Origin of the sequence: Nocardioides rubriscoriae (genome assembly GCF_008087085.1) — a bacterium.
In the GTDB taxonomy this organism is placed as follows: domain Bacteria; phylum Actinomycetota; class Actinomycetes; order Propionibacteriales; family Nocardioidaceae; genus Nocardioides; species Nocardioides rubriscoriae.
On the sequence record NZ_VIYJ01000009.1, the window covers coordinates 181019 to 195628 of the forward strand.

The following is a 14610-nucleotide window of genomic DNA, read 5'->3' on the forward strand; positions in this document are numbered from 1 at the left end:
ACCTACGGTCGAGGCATGAATCTCGGAAACCTCAGGACCAGGTCCGCCCTCACCCTGCTCGCCGCGGCGGCCACGACCGCCGCCCTCGTCTCACCCGTCGCGTCCCCCGCGACCGCCGCCGACCAGGCTGCCAAGCCCACACCGCCGGCTTCAGTCGCCCTGCCCGACGGTTTCCAGCCCGAGGGCATCGCGATCGCCGGGCGCTTCGGCTACTTCGGCTCGCGCGTCGACGGCGACATCTACCGCGCCGACCTCACCACCGGCCAGGGCAAGCGCATCAGCCAGGGCCCCGGTACGCCGGCGCTGGGCCTCAAGGTCGGGCCGCAGCAGCGGCTCTACGTCTCCGGCGGCGACTCCGGCACGGTGCGGATCGTCAGCATGCGCTCCGGCAAGACCCTGCGCACCCTGCGGGTCAGCCGCACGGCCTCCTTCGTCAACGACGTGGTGCTGACCAAGCGCGCCGCGTGGTTCACCGACTCGCTGGCCCCGAAGGTCTACCGCGTGCCGATCAACCGCGACGGCAGCCTGCCCCGCAAGCGCGACGTGCGCGTGCTCCGGCTGCGCGGCGACTGGACGCAGCCGACCGGCGGCGACCTCGGCGCCAACGGCATCACCGTCGCGCCCAGCGGCCCGGGCCTGCTCGTGGTCGACTCCAGCGACGGCACGCTCTTCCGGGTCTCGCGCACCGGGCGCAGCGCGGGCCGGGCCCGCCTGGTCGACCTCGGTGGCGCCTCGCTGACCAACGGCGACGGCATGCTGCTCGAGGGCCGCAGGCTCTACGTCGTGCGCAACCAGCTCAACGAGGTCGTCGTGCTCCGCCTCGACGCCGCCGGCGAGACGGGTCGCCAGGTCCGGTCGTTCACCTCGCCCCGCTTCGACGTGCCGACCACGGTCGACCGCAGCGACGACGGCGCGCTCTACCTCCCCAACGCCCGCTTCAGCACGCCGCCGACCCCCGAGACGACGTACGACGTGACGCGCGTCGAGCGCGGCTGAGCAAGCCGCAGCCCAGGAAGAACAGGGCGATCCACAGCGGCAGGTGCGTGACCGCCGACAGCACGACCAGCGCGATCGCGACCGGCACGAACGGCACCGCGCGCCAGCCGGGTCCGGGACGACGTCTCGGACTCGGCTGGCCGTGGGGCTGCGGTGCCGGCTGGACCGGGAGGTCCTCGAACAGCACGTCGAGGTCGGCGCGGGTGCGCGCGGTCCAGACGGCGTCGAGACGCTCCGCGTGCTCGTCGGCCGTCAGCCGACCCAGGGCGTAGTGCTCCCCCAGGTCGGCCGCGGCCCGGTCGCGCTCGGCGTCCCCGACCCGCAGCTCGGAGGTCATGCCTCCGGCTCCGGGTCGTCGCCTCCAGGCCCGTCGGCGAGCACGCCGTAGAGGCGGCGGCGGGTGTCGGCCAGGATCTCGACGGCCGCCCGGCGCTGGGCCTCGGAGCCCTGGGTGACGATCTGCCACACCGCCGGCATCACCTGGCCGAGCTCGCTCTTGAGGTCGACGTGCTCACCGTCCTGCGTGGCGCCCTCGCGGGTCGAGCGCTCGAACGGCGCCCAGACGGCGGCGAGCTCGTCGGGGTGCTCCGCGACGTAGGCGTGGCCGGCCTCGGTGAGTCGCAGGCTGCGTCGCCCGCGCTCGTCGTCGGTCTCGACCAGGCCCTCGTCCTGCAGCTGCTGGATCGTCGGGTAGACCGACCCGGGGCTGGGGCGCCACCCGCCCTCGCTGCGCTCGGCGATCTGCTGGATCACCTGGTAGCCGTTGATCGGCTCCTCGGCCCTGGCCGCGGTGGCCAGGACGTCGAGGATGGCGACGCGGACGTCGCCGCGGCGCACGCGCGGGCCGCGCCCGCGGTCGGGCTGGCCCAGTCCGAACAGGCCGGCGACCCAGGGCGGCGGACCACCCATCGGGCCCCCGCGCCCCCCGCGGCCGCGGCCCTCGAACGGCCCGTCGACCCAGCCGGGTCCGCCCCAGCCGGATCCGCGGCGGCTGCCGCCGTGCTGCTGCCAGGGGTGCTTCTCGTGGTCGGGCCCTGTGGCCCAGGAGTGGTGTCCTCGGTGTCCCATGGCGGGACCCCCCTTTCAATGATGGTGGTATCGCGTCTTGTCGTGACTGCATCGCGATATATCGCAACCGTACGCCGAGGGTCGGGCGGAGACAAGGGAGTAACGCCGGGAGCTGTGGAAATGACCAGGAGTCGTCCACATCTGGGCTCGAAGGAAGGTTCTCCACAGGCCGTGTGGTTGCGGCACCGACCCCATGCAGACCTGACCTCTGCCCCCACCTGCTGCCGAGAGCCGGTCAGCGGCCCCACGGTGGTCGAGGTGCGACGAGCGCCAGCGAGGAGCCCTTCGAGGCTCGCTGCGCTCGCACCTCAGGAACCACCTCGAGACCCGGCGAGGATCGCGGCCAACCCGTGTGATTCCGCCGGCTGCGGGGGTTTCGAGGCTCGTCGCCAGCGCTCCTCGCACCTCAACCACCGTGGCGGACCCGTGCCTCAGGCGTTGTCGTCGTGGGCCTCGGTCAGCGCCACCAGGTCCTCGTGCGAGGCCCGGTCGTCCTTGGCGCTCATCCGGTCCAGCGCGGCGTTGCGACGGTGCGGCAGGTCGTCGCCGTAGGCGTGGTGGCCCTCCCGGGCCAGCAGCTCGGCGAGGTCGAGGGCCTGCTCGCGCCGGTCGGCGGCAAGGTCACGGGCGTCGGCGGCGGCACCGCGCTCGGCCGCGTGGGCGACGATCTCGTCGGCGTCCTCCATGCGCTGCGCGTGGTCGGCCTCGCGTGCTGCCAGCGCGGCTTCACGCCGCTCCAGGTCGGCCTCGTGTCGCGCCCGCTCGTCCACCTCGACAGTGACCCACTGTCGAGGTGGTCGAGCGCCTGGTCCAGGGTCAGGACGTGTAGGGGATCCGCTCCCACGACAGCGCCTCGGCCGCACCGGGCCGGTTCACCGTCACCTTGAGCCAGTCCAGGTTGTTGCTGGAGCCGTCGACGGTGATCCGCTCGACCTTCGCCGCCGAGCCGGTGACGCCCAGCGCGGTGTAGCGCGCGAGCAGCGGCGAGCCGGGCGCCAGCGGGTGGTCGCTGTTGTAGACGTGGCTGTCGCCGTTGAAGAGGTAGACGTCGCCGGCGAACGACGAGGACTCGTCGATGATCGCCTGCACCAGCGGCGCGAACGCCGAGATGTCGGAGCCCGAAGGCTGGTAGGTCGGGTCGAACATGTCGGCCTGCAGGAACAGGGCGACAGCCCGGTCCTGCCTCTGGCGGGCCGTCGCGAACGCCGAGCGCACCCCGGCCACCGCGCCGGCCATGCGGTGCTGCTCCTCGGCCACCTGGGCCGGGGTCGCCGTCGTGTTGCCGACGCCGGTCCACGGCTGGAGGTCGTCGTTGCTGCCGACGACGTGGACGACGGCGAAGTCGACCTGCTGGCGGCGGAACACGACGTTCTCCGGCAGGCCGTCGGCGGCCTGCGACGACACGGTCATCGGCTCCTGGCCGAGGGTCTGGCCGGGGTGGTCGAAGAACACCGACCGCACCCGGTCCAGCCGCTCGAGCGGTTGGTAGGCGCCGTTGTTGGCGCGGTGGCAGTCGGTCCACTCGTTGTCGCCCGGCGTGTAGACCAGCGGCCCCTCGAAGAGGTCGAAGTCCGAGCGGATGAGCGAGTAGTAGCCGTCGTCGCAGCGCGACGAGCCGTTCTTGATGTCACCGACGTGCACGGTGAGCGCGGGGTCGGCGGCGTTGATCTGGCCGATCCACCCCGGGAAGCGCGCGATCTGGTCGGCGCCGTAGGGCACGTCGCCGATCACCGCGAAGGAGAAGTGCCCGGCCTTGTCCTGCCCGGGAGCGCTCGCACCAGGGCGCGCAGCGGCGTCGGGGCGCGCCTGCGCGGCGGCCGGGCTGAGCAGGATGACCGCCGCCGACACGGCGGCGAGAGGGCGCGAGAGTCTCATGCGGACCAGGCTGGCGCGACCCCGCCGGCCGCGGGCGAACCGCGGCCGGGCATCGGGTGAACGTTGGGCCACGTGGCCATCTCGTGGCGCAGGTCGAAGAGCTCCTTCAGCAGCGGCTCGGTGGTCGGGTAGCCGCGGTTGAGGAACGGGTCGAGCATGTCGCGACGCACCTCGGCGTCGTGGGCGAACTGGCGCACCGGGGCCGCGTCGGGGTGCACGTTGCCGAACAGCGACCCCATTCGCCGCCACGTTGCCCAGCTGCAACGACACCGCGTCCACTGCCGCAGCACCTCGACCGCGTCGGTCGGCGGCGCCTCGCGCAACCCGGCGACCAGCGCGGCAGCACGGGCCAGACCGTCCTCAGCGCAGTGGCGCACCCAGTCGACCCAGGCCGTCCCGCCGTCAGGTCCGGTCCCCCGGGCACGGTACCCCCGCCGAGACCGAGCCAGGAGCGCTCGTGTCGGCGGATCGCCTGAATTCCTGGCCATGGACAGTCAGGGCCGTACGCCGATCCGGTCCACCCTGAACGGTCAGCGCTATGAGCACCGCTCGTCCCGGACCCGGGTCCAGGAGGAGCGGGGTCGTCTCACACGCCCCAAGCGCCTGCGGCCCCGGTCTTGATGGCCGTTCCCATGTCCTCGCCGATGGTGGTGAGCACGGCGTCGGCGCCCGTCCGCTTGATCAGGTTCTTGATCAGGTTCTTGTGCCCCTCGAGGACGTCGTTCTCGAACTTGACGCCGACCCGCTTGATCGCGAGGCCGAACCCCTTGGACGTGACCTTGCCAGCGACGGTCACCAGGCACCCCTTCACCAGGTCGGTGATGTTGGCCGCCGAGCCGTCATAGGTCCACTTGTAGACAGCCTTGTGGATCACCCCGGCCATGCAGCCGATGCCGATCTGCACCGCGTCGTTGGCCAAGAGGGCCTCCTGGTCGGTCACGATGAGGAGGCCGACGACCAACGTCGTGAAGATCAGCGCGGCGGACCCGCCGGCCAGCGAAGCACCCTTGTCACGCCAGTCGATGTCGACGCTCCAGGCCCGGCGGGGCGCGATGCCGGTGGCGACCGACGCCGACCTGGGGTTGGACAGCAGGAACGTGTCTGTCGTCCCGCTGAGGTCCGCCTTCTCGCACCGGGAGTTGGAGTTGGCGTCGATGAACTGAGCGAGGTGGGCAGCGTTCAGCGCCGTGCCGCTGGAGTCGCGATCCACTGCCATCTTCTCGATGTAGGTCTCGGGCCGGTCGTCGCCCAGGTCGGGGGCCTCGATGCTTTCGCGTGCCAAGGACTGACGGATGTACCTGTTGAGGTAGGTGAAGCCGTCTCGACCCCACGACATGTTCACCTGGTCCTGACACTCGTCATCGAAGGTCTGGGCCACTTCATGGCTCGCCGTCTGGTTGATGTGCACGGTCTTCCTCACCGCGCCGTCACTGCTGCTGAAGGTGAAGTCGTTCGATCCCGTGGTCTCGATGCTCTGGCGTGGGGGGGTGGTGGTCCCCCCTGCGTACGCCGGCGTCACGGCGGAGGTCGCGACCAGGGCGACCAGGACGGCCAGGGCCGACGTCAGGAGGCCCCTGGGGCTCCTCGTGCCGTGGGGGAGCTTGTGAGTCATGTCAAGGTGTCCTCTCTCCTGTGCGCCGGGTCCCGGAGGACCCTCAGACTGGTGGCCTCCTCGACCGATAGCAAGCCCTCGTGCCACTGAGCGGCACAGGAGATCTCGTCCGTGCCGAGCCCCGCCGAGCCCAGCGCCGTACGCCCTCGACGGACGATGCGCGCCTGGGAATGCTGGTCAGGCGGTCCGGCACGCGCTCACGCTCAGCCGGCCAACCAGGCGGCGTACGCGTCGAAGGTGTAGGGCCGGCCGAGGAAGTCGGCGACCAGGTCGGCGGCGTCCTTGGTGCCGCCCGGGGCGAGCACCTTGTCGCGGTAGCGGCGCGCCACGTCGGGGGCGAACAGGTCGGAGGAGTCGAAGGCGCTGAAGAGGTCCTTGGCGATGACCAGCGACCACATGTAGGTGTAGTAGGCCGAGCTGTAGCCACCGAGGTGGCCGAACGAGGCGAACATGTGGGTGCCCTGCTGGTAGGGCCACGGGGAGTACTGCTCCTGCAGCTCGACCATGCGCGCCGTGAGGTCGGCGGGGCGCTCGACGTGGAAGCGGTAGGACATCGAGGCGTAGAACATCTGCCCGCGCGCCTGGGTGCCCTTGCCGAAGTCGTCGGAGGCCCGCATCGCCTCGACCAGCGCGCCCGGGATGGGCTCGCCCGAGGCGTCGGTGGCGAACGACGCGAGGATCTCGGCGTCCCAGGCCCACTCCTCGAGCATCTGGCTGGGGGCCTCGACGAAGTCCCACTCGGTGGCGACGCCGGCGAAGCGCGCCCACCCGACGTGGCCGCCGAGCACGTGGTGCACGAGGTGACCGAACTCGTGGAAGAGCGTGACGACGTGGTCGTGCTCCATCAGCCCGCGGCTGAAGTTGCAGACCAGCACGCCCTCGGGCAGCTGCTGCCCGGCCACGCCGTCGGTCAGCGTGAACTGCGCGGCGTGCTTGTACTTGCCCTCGCGGGGGTGCAGGTCGAGGTAGATGCGGCCCAGGCCGTCGCCGGAGGCGGCGTCGACGACGTCGTACGCCGTGACGTCGACGTGCCAGACCGGGGCGTCGGGCACCTCGTCGTAGCGCAGACCGAAGAGGCGGGCGGTGACGTCGAGCAGCCCGGCGCGGACCTTGTCGAAGGCGAAGTAGGTGCGCACCTTCTGCGAGTCGACCTGCAGCTGCTCCTTGCGCACGACCTCCTCGTAGTAGGCCGCGTCGGCCGCGGGCACCTGGTCGGCGTCGGGGCGGTCGTGGCGGTAGCGCTCGAGCAGGGTGGCCAGGTCGCGGCGCATCGGGCCCTCGGCCGCGGCGGCGATCTTGTCGATGAACTCGGCGATGGCCGGGCCCTCGCCGATCATCTTCACCTGCGCGTCGTAGGACGCCCAGTCGTCGAAGCCGACCAGCGTGGCCAGCTCGTGGCGAAGGTCGAAGAGCTCCTTCAGCAGGGGCTCGGTGGTCGGGTAGCCGCGGTTGAGGAACGCGTCGAGCATGTCGCGACGCACCTCGGCGTCGTGGGCGAACTGGCGCACCGGCACCGCGTCGGGGTAGTCGGTGGTGACGGTGACCAGGCCGTCAGCGTCGGCGGAGTGGGCCTCCAGCCAGTCGGCGGGCAGCCCGGCGAGCCGCTCGGGCGCGACCCGGATGGTGCGGACGTCGTCGCGCACCGCCTTGCTGAACTCCTGGTCGAGCTCGGTCATCCGCTCCTGGATCGCGGTGATCCGGGCGCGGGTCTCGTCGTCGCGGTCGACGCCGGCGCGGGTGAAGTCGCGGCGCACCTTGGCCAGCAGCCGCCGCGCCTGGTCGTCGAGGCCGTCCTCGGACAGCCCGGCGAACAGCGCGTAGAGACCGGCGTCGAGCGACAGCTCGGTGCTGACCCGGCTGACGTCCTGCTCGGCCTTCTCGGCGGTGGTGCGCACGGCCTCGTCGGGGTGCACGTTGCCGAACAGCGACCCCATCGCCGCCACGTTGCCGAGCTGCAGCGACACCGCGTCCCACTGCCGCAGCACCTCGACGGCGTCGGTCGGCGGCGCCTCGCGCAGCCCGGCGACCAGCGCGGCGGCGCGGGCCAGGCCGTCCTCGGCGCGGTGGCGCACCCAGTCGTCCCAGGCCGCCCCGTCGTCGGGGCCGGCGGCCGGCAGGGTCAGGGGCTCGAGGGTCTCCGGGGTCACGGCGACCAGCCTAGGCTGGACCCATGGAGCGTGTCCCTCCCGCCGCCGGTCAGGTCGTCACCGTCTTCCGCAACCGTCTGCGCGACGACGCGCAGCCGGCGTACGGCGAGGAGCTGGCGGTCGTCGCCGGTCTGGCCCGCGAGATGCCCGGCTTCGTCGAGACCAAGACCTTCGTCGCCGAGGACGGCGAGCGCTGCACCGTGGTGACGTTCGCCGACGAGGAGTCGCACCGCGGCTGGCGCGAGCACCCCCGCCACCGCGAGGCCATGCGGCACGGCGTCGCCGACTACTACGAGGCCTACTCGATCGCGGTCGGCACGACGTCGTACGCGAGCCACTTCGTCAGCCGGTGACCTCGCTGCGCCGCCGCGTCAGGTAGGCCGTCTCGGCGGGGTTGTCGATCAGCGCCAGCGCCGCGTCGTACGCCGCCCGCGCCTGCGCCGAGCGGCCCAGGCGTCGCAGCAGGTCGGCTCGCGTGGCGTGCCACGGGTGGTAGCCCTCGAGCGGCAGCCGGTCGACCAGCGCGAGCCCGACCTCGGGCCCGTCGAGCTCGGCGACGGCGATCGCGCGGTTGAGCTGCACCACCGGGCTCGGGTCGATCACGGCGAGCCGGTCGTAGAGCGCCGCCACCTGGGCCCAGTCGGTGTCGGCCGCGGACCGCGCGTCGGTGTGGACGGCGTTGACGGCCGCCAGCAGCTGGTAACGACCGGGCCGGTTGACCCGCAGGCACTCCCGGACCAGGGCGTGCCCCTCGTCGACCAGCGGTCGTGACCACGCGCCGCGGTCCTGCTCGGGCAACGGCACGAGCACCCCGTCGGTCGACAGCCGGGCCGAGCGGCGCGCCTCTATGAGCAGCATCAGCGCCAGCAGGCCGGTCACCTCGGGCTCGTCGGGGAGCAGGCCGCGCAGCAGCCGTCCGAGCCGGATCGCCTCGGCGGTGAGGTCGTCGCGCACCGACGTACGGGCCGACGACGACAGGTAGCCCTCGTTGAAGACCAGGTAGACCACGGCGAGCACGCCCCCGAGCCGCTCGGGCAGGTCACCGAGCGAGGGCACCCGGAACGGGATCCGGGCGGTGGCGATCTTCTTCTTCGCGCGGGTGATCCGCTGCGCCATCGTCGCCTCGGGCACCAGGAAGGCCTGCGCGATCTCGGCGACGGTGAGCCCGCCGAGCAGCCGCAGGGTCAGGGCCACCCGCGCCTCGGGGGCCAGGGCGGGGTGGCAGCAGGTGAAGACCATCCGCAGCCGGTCGTCCTCGACCGGCCCGGTGGGCTCGTGGGGGGTGTCGTCGACCATGACCAGCGCAGCCTGGTGCTTGGCGTCGCGGTGGGACTCCCGGCGGATCCTGTCGATGGCCTTGCGCGCGGCGGTGGTGGTGAGCCACGCCCCCGGGTTGGGGGGTACGCCGTCGACCGGCCACTTCTCGAGGGCGACGAGCAGCGCCTCGCCGGCGGCGTCCTCGGCGACGTCGATGTCACCGAAGCGCCGCGTCAGCGAGGCGACCACGCGGCCGAACTCCTCGCGGTAGACCCGCTCGATCACCTCCACCGACGACGTCAGCCCTGGAACGGCCGGACCTCGACCCGACCACCGCAGGCCTTCGAGCCGCGGGTCGCCCAGTCGAGGGCGGCGTCGAGGTCGTCGGCCTCGATGATCCAGAAGCCGCCGAGGAACTCCTTGGACTCCGAGAAGGGTCCGTCGGTGATCACGGGGCGGTCGCCGGTGCCGTCGACGACCGTGCTGGACTCGACGCCCTCGAGCCCGCCGGCGAACACCCACGCGCCGGCGTCCTGCAGCTGCTGGTTGAAGACGCCGACGGCCTCGAACATCGGCTGCATCTGCTCGGGGGTCAGGGCGGACAGGCGGGCGGCCTCGGCCTCGTCGTGGTTGACGGCCAGGAAGTACTGCGGCATGACGTGCTCCTCGGGTGGGTGTCGGCGGCCCGGGTGGCTGCCTGACACCCATGCCACGAACAGGTCAGTGAGGATCCGACAGGTCCCGAGAACCTTTCTCGACCAGTTTCCACCGCGAGCAGCACGACGCCACCACGGGTCGGAGGGTCACCGCACCAGCGCCAGCAGCGTCGGCTCGCTGCGATCGGGCCAGCGCCCGGTCAGGGTGCGCGCCCCGGTGGTGTCGAGGGCGCCCCCGCCGGTGACCACCCGGCAGAGCGTCAGCTCGAGACCACCCGCCTCGATGACCGTGCACTCGCCCTCCTCGCGACGCTGCACCGCCGTGATCGCCGGCACCTCGGTGCCCGGCACGCCGCTGCCGTAGGCGAACGTGGTGATCTCGCGGGTCACCACCTCGCCGTCGGCCTGCTCGACCTCCAGCGGCGCCTCGCGACCGCCGGTGAGCACGGTGGTGGCCAGCGCGGCGGCGTACGCCGGGTCGGCACAGCCGTCGTAGACCCACCGGGGACCCAGCACGGTGTGGTCCATCTCGCACACGAGCGCGTCGTCGGCCCCGGCCAACGGCGCCCCGCGGTAGGTGAGCGGCACCTGCAGCACCGGCCCCTCGCCCGCACGCACGAGGAACGTCTCGATGCCGACCTCGCCGGTCGGGTCGTCGAAGCGGTAGGCGCCCAGGAGCGTCAGGTCACCGCTTCCGGCGAACCAGGGGCGGTGCGGCGCCCAGGCCGCGAGGGCCTCGAGCTTGGTCGGCGTGATCGAGGCCTGGTGCAGGAGTGCCATGCGGCCAAGCCTGCCACCCCCGGGCGTCGCGCCACCCCACCCCTGTCGTCGGGGTCACCAGCCCCAGGTGCCGGGCTCACCCTTGAACGGACCGACGACGCGCGAGGTGATCCACCCGCCGTAGAAGCCCCCGGCCTGGGGCACGACGACCTCGCCGTCGACCAGGCAGTGGTCGACCTGGCCCGGCATCACCGAGACCGCACCGGCGAGGTCGGCGAAGCGCGGGGTGGGGCTCAGGTAGGTCCAGGCCGCGCGCGGGGCGACCAGCCCCCCGCCGAGCACGTCGTAGTAGGACGCGGCGCCCTTCCACTCGCAGTGCGACGACCCGGCCGCCTCGCGCAGTGAGCCTGCGACGAAGGCGTCACGGGGCAGGTAGTAGGTCGGCGGGTGGCTGGTCTCGAGGACCCTCCAGGAGTGGGTCGTGCGGGCGACGACTTGGCCGCCCAGCACCACCTCGACGGTCTCGGACGACACCACGAGGTCGGGCGGGCGCGGGTAGTCCCAGCAGGACTCCTGGCCGGGGCCGGGCTTGACGCGTTGGTCGGGTCGGGGATGAGGAAGGGCCACGTCGACAGCCTCGCACCCCGGCGGTAGCGGGCCCGGTCACCAGGCGGGGGCCGACCGCAGCCCCCGCAGCTCCCGCGGCACCAGGACGTCGCCGGGGGCGCCGACCAGGCGGTCGCGACCCGGGCCGCCGACCAGGCGGTCGCGCCCCGGGCCGCCCACGAGCGTGTCGGCACCCGTGCCGCCGTACAGGGCGTCGTCGCCCGCGCCACCCTCGAGCCGGTCGTCGCCCGCCTCGCCGCACAGCAGGTCGCCCTCGCCCGCCCCGACGACCCTGTCGGCACCGCCCCGGGCCAGGACGACCTCGGCCAGGGTCGTCCCGCGGACACGGTCGGCGCGCGCGGTGCCCACGACGACCCGGACCACGCGCCGGCGCGTGCCGGACAGGTTGGTCGCCAGCACGGTCAGGCGGGCGACCCCGCTGAGGCCGGCCACCGGCTCGACCGTCAGGCTCGCGCGCTCGTCGTCGGCGCCGCTGCGCGTGACCCGCACCCGGGACAGGGGCAGCAGCCTGGGGTTGCCGGTGACCAGGCGCAGCGTGGTCGGCACGACCGGGGTCAGGCTCAGCCCGATCGTGCCGGCCGCACCGACGCACCCGCGGTCGAACAGGAGGCCGATCGACGGCGGCGCGGTCGGCACCCAGGCGGCGGTGGCGGACGCGGTGGGACCGGAGGGGTTGCCGGCCGTGTCGCTCACGGCGCCGTCGACGACCGCGACCGTCACGTCGCCGGCACGGGCCATGCCCGTCACGACGACCTCGAACGTCGCGGGCCCCGTACGACGCGTGGCCACGTCGGTCGCGCCGGTGTCGGCGGAGGTCTGCGACAGCGTCACCTCCGCGGCGTCCAGGTCGTCGACGGGCTCGTCGGCGGTCACGGTGAAGCGGACCTCGCGCCCCCGCACCGGGTCGGCCTGGCCCGGGGCCACGGCGACGGTGAGGACCGGCGCGGTGGTGTCGTAGCGACGGGTCAGCGTGACGGCGGCGGTGCTGGGGTTGCCGACGGCGTCGGTCGCGGCACCCTCGGGCACGTCGACGGTGACGTCGCCCTCGCCGGTCGGGCTCACGAGCACGGAGTACGACGCCCCCGTGCCCTGCAGGTCGGACGCGGTGCCGTTGCCGACGACGACGTCGTCGAGCGCCACGCCGCTGACCGGCTCGGAGAAGTCGAGGGTTGCCCGGAAGGGCGCGTCGAACGGCCCGGCCGCCGCCCCCAGCGTCAGCGCGGGCCGGTTGCCGTCGAAGGTGCGGGTCAGGGGCACAGCGGCGGTGGAGGTGTTGCCGGCGGCGTCGAGGGCGGCGCCCTCGGGCACCTCGACGGTGACGTCGCCGTCGGAGGCCGGGGTGACGGTGACGGTGTAGGTCATCGCGCTCCCGGCCAGCGCCGACGCGGTCCCGTTGGTCACTGCGACGTCGGCCAGCGCGAGGTCGGTGACCGGCTCGGAGAAGGTCGCGGTGACCTCAAAGGGCCCGTCGACCGGTCCTGCGGGTGCGCTGAGCGCGACCGTGGGCCGGGTCGTGTCGACCGCGACCTCCGCGCTCTGCACCGGCAGGTTGCCGGTCGACAGCGGCTTGCCGGCGCCGTCGGTGGCGGTGGCCGTGGCGGGCACCACCAGGCGCAGGGTGCCGTCACCGGTGGAGGTCACCGTCACGTCCGCCTGGGCGCCGACGAGCTCGACGGAGGTCACTTGGGCGGAGACGGAGCCGGTGGTGGCGACGTCGAGGTCGTCGGCGGCCAGGCCGGTGACCGCCTCGCTGAGCGTGACGGTGAAGACCGCCGACGACCCCACGGGACCGGCCGGAGCAGCGACCGCGGCGACGTAGGGCTTGTCGTCGGTGGTGAACGTCGCGGTGGCCTGGTCGTTGCCGGGCGCCAGGTCGGTGTTGCCGGTGGCGGCGACGGTGGCGGTCGCGCTGCTCGTGGTGCCGCTGGCCACGCCGGCCGCGAGCCGCACGGGGACGACGATGCTGCCGGTCGCGCCGGGCTCGAGGTGGCTGACGGTGAAGGTCAGCGTGTCGGTGCCGGCGACCGTGACGGTGGTGCCGGTGGGCGTCGTCGGGTAGGTCGGGGCGCCGTCGCCGACGACGCTCGCCGGCAGCGGCAGGGTGATCGTGACGTCGTCGACGGCGGTCCGGGCCGCCCCGGCGACGCTGGTGTAGTCGACGGTGTAGGTCGCCGCGGTGCCCGGCTCGACGCCCGCGACCGGCGCCGAGGGGGCCGACGGGTCGAAGGCGAGGCCGACGCCGAGGTCGGCGGAGACGACGTTGGGTCCGCTGAGCAGGCGCGACCAGGCCGCGTCACCGGCCCAGGCCACTGACGAGGTGCCCCGGGTGGCGGTGCTCCAGGCGACGGCGGGCCGGGTCGGTTGCGTGTTGGGCGCCGCGGCGCGGGAGGCGCTGAGCCGGGCCGCGTCGAGGACCGCGCCCGTGGGCGTGACCCGGGCGCCCCACACCTGGTGGTCGGCACCGTTGCGCACGACCCACGCGACGACGGTGTCGCCGTCGCCGTTGACGGCCACCGAGGGCGCGAGGTCGTCGCCGGGCTGGTCGCCGACGGTCTGCACCGCGCCGTCGGGTGCGATCGAGCCGAGGTCGGTGCCCGTGAGGGTCAGGGTCTCGGCGCGCACCCTGAACGCGTCGGGCGCGGCGGCCGTGTTGGCCGACCAGGCCACCCGCCAGGCCCCGGTGTCCCCGACGGCCGCGACGTCGGCGTCGGTCTCCTCGTAGGCGGGGCTGCTCGACGTCTCGCCCGCCAGCACCACCGGACCGGCGCCCCCGGCGTCGTCGACGGCCACGGCGTACGTGCGCAGCGGGGTGCCCCCCGGGACGGTGCTGTCGCCGGTCCACACGACCAGCGCCCGACCGTCGTCGCGCAGCGCCACCGCGGGCGCGCCGTCGTCGCTGGAGGTGCTCGCGCCGAGCGCGGCCACGGGGCCGACCGGGAGGCCTGCCGAGAGCCGGGAGGTCCGGATCTCGGCGCCGCCGCCGTCGGTGGTGTGCTCCCACACGACGCGACCGGCGGCGCCGCGCACGTCGACGTCGGGGTGGCGCGCGTCGGTCCCGGCCGGGGCCGTGTCGAGCTGGACGGGGGTCGACAGCGGCCCGCCCGGCACGTAGGTGCGCACGAAGACGCCGAAGGTCGTGTGGTCGAAGCTCGCGGCCGGCGCGTCAGCCTCGGTGTCGCCGGCCCAGGCGATGACGAAGGCACCGGCCGCGGGGTCCCAGGCCAGCGACGGGTCGACCGCGTCGAGGGTGCCGTCGGTGGGGTCGCCCTGGCTGGCGACGACGAACGGCGCCCCGTCGGGCTGCCCGGTGGTGGCGTCGACCCAGCGGCCGAGGACCTCCTGCTTGAGCCCCAGCGTGCCGGCCGGCGAGGCCTGGCGGGTGCCGGTCCACAGCGTGAGGAAGCGTCCGCTCGGCGGGTGGTACGCCGTCGCGGCGCCGTCGACGCCGCCCGCCAGGGCCTGCTGGTCGAGCTCGATCTCGGCGGCGCCGACCGGGCCGGTGACGGGCAGGGCCCGGGCGGGCGTCAGCGCTGTGGGCGGGACCACGGCTGCGGCAGGGCTCTGCGGCACGACGGCCAGGGCAGCGACCACCAGGGTCGTGGCCAGGGTGGCCGCCAGCAGGGAGCGCCGGGGACGGGTCGGGAGGGTCACG

General features: G+C 73.7%; 14 protein-coding genes. 2 read left to right on the plus strand and 12 right to left on the minus strand.

Annotation, left to right across the window (positions count from 1 at the left end; translation table 11 throughout):
* Nucleotides 1-15 precede the first annotated feature (15 nt).
* Nucleotides 16-996, plus strand: a complete 981-nt coding sequence (locus FZC61_RS17045) for an SMP-30/gluconolactonase/LRE family protein (protein WP_148615366.1) — start codon at nt 16-18, stop codon at nt 994-996.
* Here the strand turns inward: FZC61_RS17045 and FZC61_RS17050 are convergent.
* The 7 genes from FZC61_RS17050 to FZC61_RS17080 form a co-directional block, all read right to left on the minus strand.
* A complete protein-coding gene (locus FZC61_RS17050; RefSeq protein WP_148615367.1) occupies nt 938-1333 on the minus strand; it encodes a DUF1707 SHOCT-like domain-containing protein in 396 nt (131 codons plus the stop codon). The genes FZC61_RS17045 and FZC61_RS17050 overlap by 59 nt on opposite strands.
* Nucleotides 1330-2064: a PadR family transcriptional regulator gene (locus tag FZC61_RS17055; RefSeq protein WP_148615368.1), complete on the minus strand. Its 735-nt coding sequence runs from the start codon at nt 2062-2064 to the stop codon at nt 1330-1332. The genes FZC61_RS17050 and FZC61_RS17055 overlap by 4 nt, the downstream gene beginning before the upstream one ends.
* 431 nt (nt 2065-2495) lie before the next feature.
* Nucleotides 2496-2834 (minus strand): hypothetical protein, encoded by a 339-nt coding sequence (locus FZC61_RS17060; RefSeq protein WP_148615369.1) that lies wholly within the window; start codon nt 2832-2834, stop codon nt 2496-2498.
* Between the two features lie 46 nt (nt 2835-2880).
* Nucleotides 2881-3939: a hypothetical protein gene (locus FZC61_RS17065; protein WP_148615370.1), complete on the minus strand. Its 1059-nt coding sequence runs from the start codon at nt 3937-3939 to the stop codon at nt 2881-2883.
* Nucleotides 3936-4316 (minus strand): Zn-dependent oligopeptidase, encoded by a 381-nt coding sequence (locus FZC61_RS17070; RefSeq protein WP_148615371.1) that lies wholly within the window; start codon nt 4314-4316, stop codon nt 3936-3938. Before FZC61_RS17070 ends, FZC61_RS17065 begins: the two co-directional genes overlap by 4 nt.
* A 209-nt stretch (nt 4317-4525) precedes the next feature.
* Entirely contained in the window at nt 4526-5359 is an 834-nt protein-coding gene (locus tag FZC61_RS17075) for a hypothetical protein (RefSeq protein ID WP_148615372.1), read from the minus strand.
* A gap of 395 nt (nt 5360-5754) precedes the next feature.
* Nucleotides 5755-7698, minus strand: a complete 1944-nt coding sequence (locus tag FZC61_RS17080; protein WP_148615373.1) for a M3 family metallopeptidase — start codon at nt 7696-7698, stop codon at nt 5755-5757.
* Nucleotides 7699-7721: 23 nt separating this feature from the next.
* Here FZC61_RS17080 and FZC61_RS17085 point away from each other — a divergent pair, with 23 nt between their 5' ends.
* The gene (locus FZC61_RS17085) at nt 7722-8051 is read left to right on the plus strand and encodes an antibiotic biosynthesis monooxygenase family protein (RefSeq protein WP_148615374.1); all 330 of its coding nucleotides are present in this window, start codon (nt 7722-7724) and stop codon (nt 8049-8051) included.
* Here FZC61_RS17085 and FZC61_RS17090 read toward each other — a convergent pair.
* From FZC61_RS17090 to FZC61_RS23970, 5 genes are all read right to left on the minus strand, one after another.
* A complete protein-coding gene (locus tag FZC61_RS17090) occupies nt 8041-9246 on the minus strand; it encodes an RNA polymerase sigma factor (protein ID WP_246142752.1) in 1206 nt (401 codons plus the stop codon). The two genes, FZC61_RS17085 and FZC61_RS17090, sit on opposite strands and share 11 nt — an antisense overlap.
* A gap of 8 nt (nt 9247-9254) precedes the next feature.
* Complete coding sequence (locus FZC61_RS17095) at nt 9255-9611, minus strand: YciI family protein (RefSeq protein ID WP_148615507.1); 357 nt, start codon at nt 9609-9611, stop codon at nt 9255-9257.
* A 147-nt stretch (nt 9612-9758) separates the two neighbouring features.
* Nucleotides 9759-10391 carry a CG0192-related protein gene (locus tag FZC61_RS17100; protein WP_148615375.1) on the minus strand — a complete coding sequence of 211 codons (633 nt, stop codon included), beginning with the start codon at nt 10389-10391 and terminating at the stop codon, nt 9759-9761.
* Between the two features lie 54 nt (nt 10392-10445).
* A complete protein-coding gene (locus FZC61_RS17105; protein ID WP_148615376.1) occupies nt 10446-10958 on the minus strand; it encodes a DUF427 domain-containing protein in 513 nt (170 codons plus the stop codon).
* 36 nt (nt 10959-10994) lie between these two features.
* Nucleotides 10995-14609 (minus strand): Ig-like domain-containing protein, encoded by a 3615-nt coding sequence (locus tag FZC61_RS23970; RefSeq protein ID WP_281289840.1) that lies wholly within the window; start codon nt 14607-14609, stop codon nt 10995-10997.
* Between the last annotated feature and the right edge of the window lies 1 nt (nt 14610).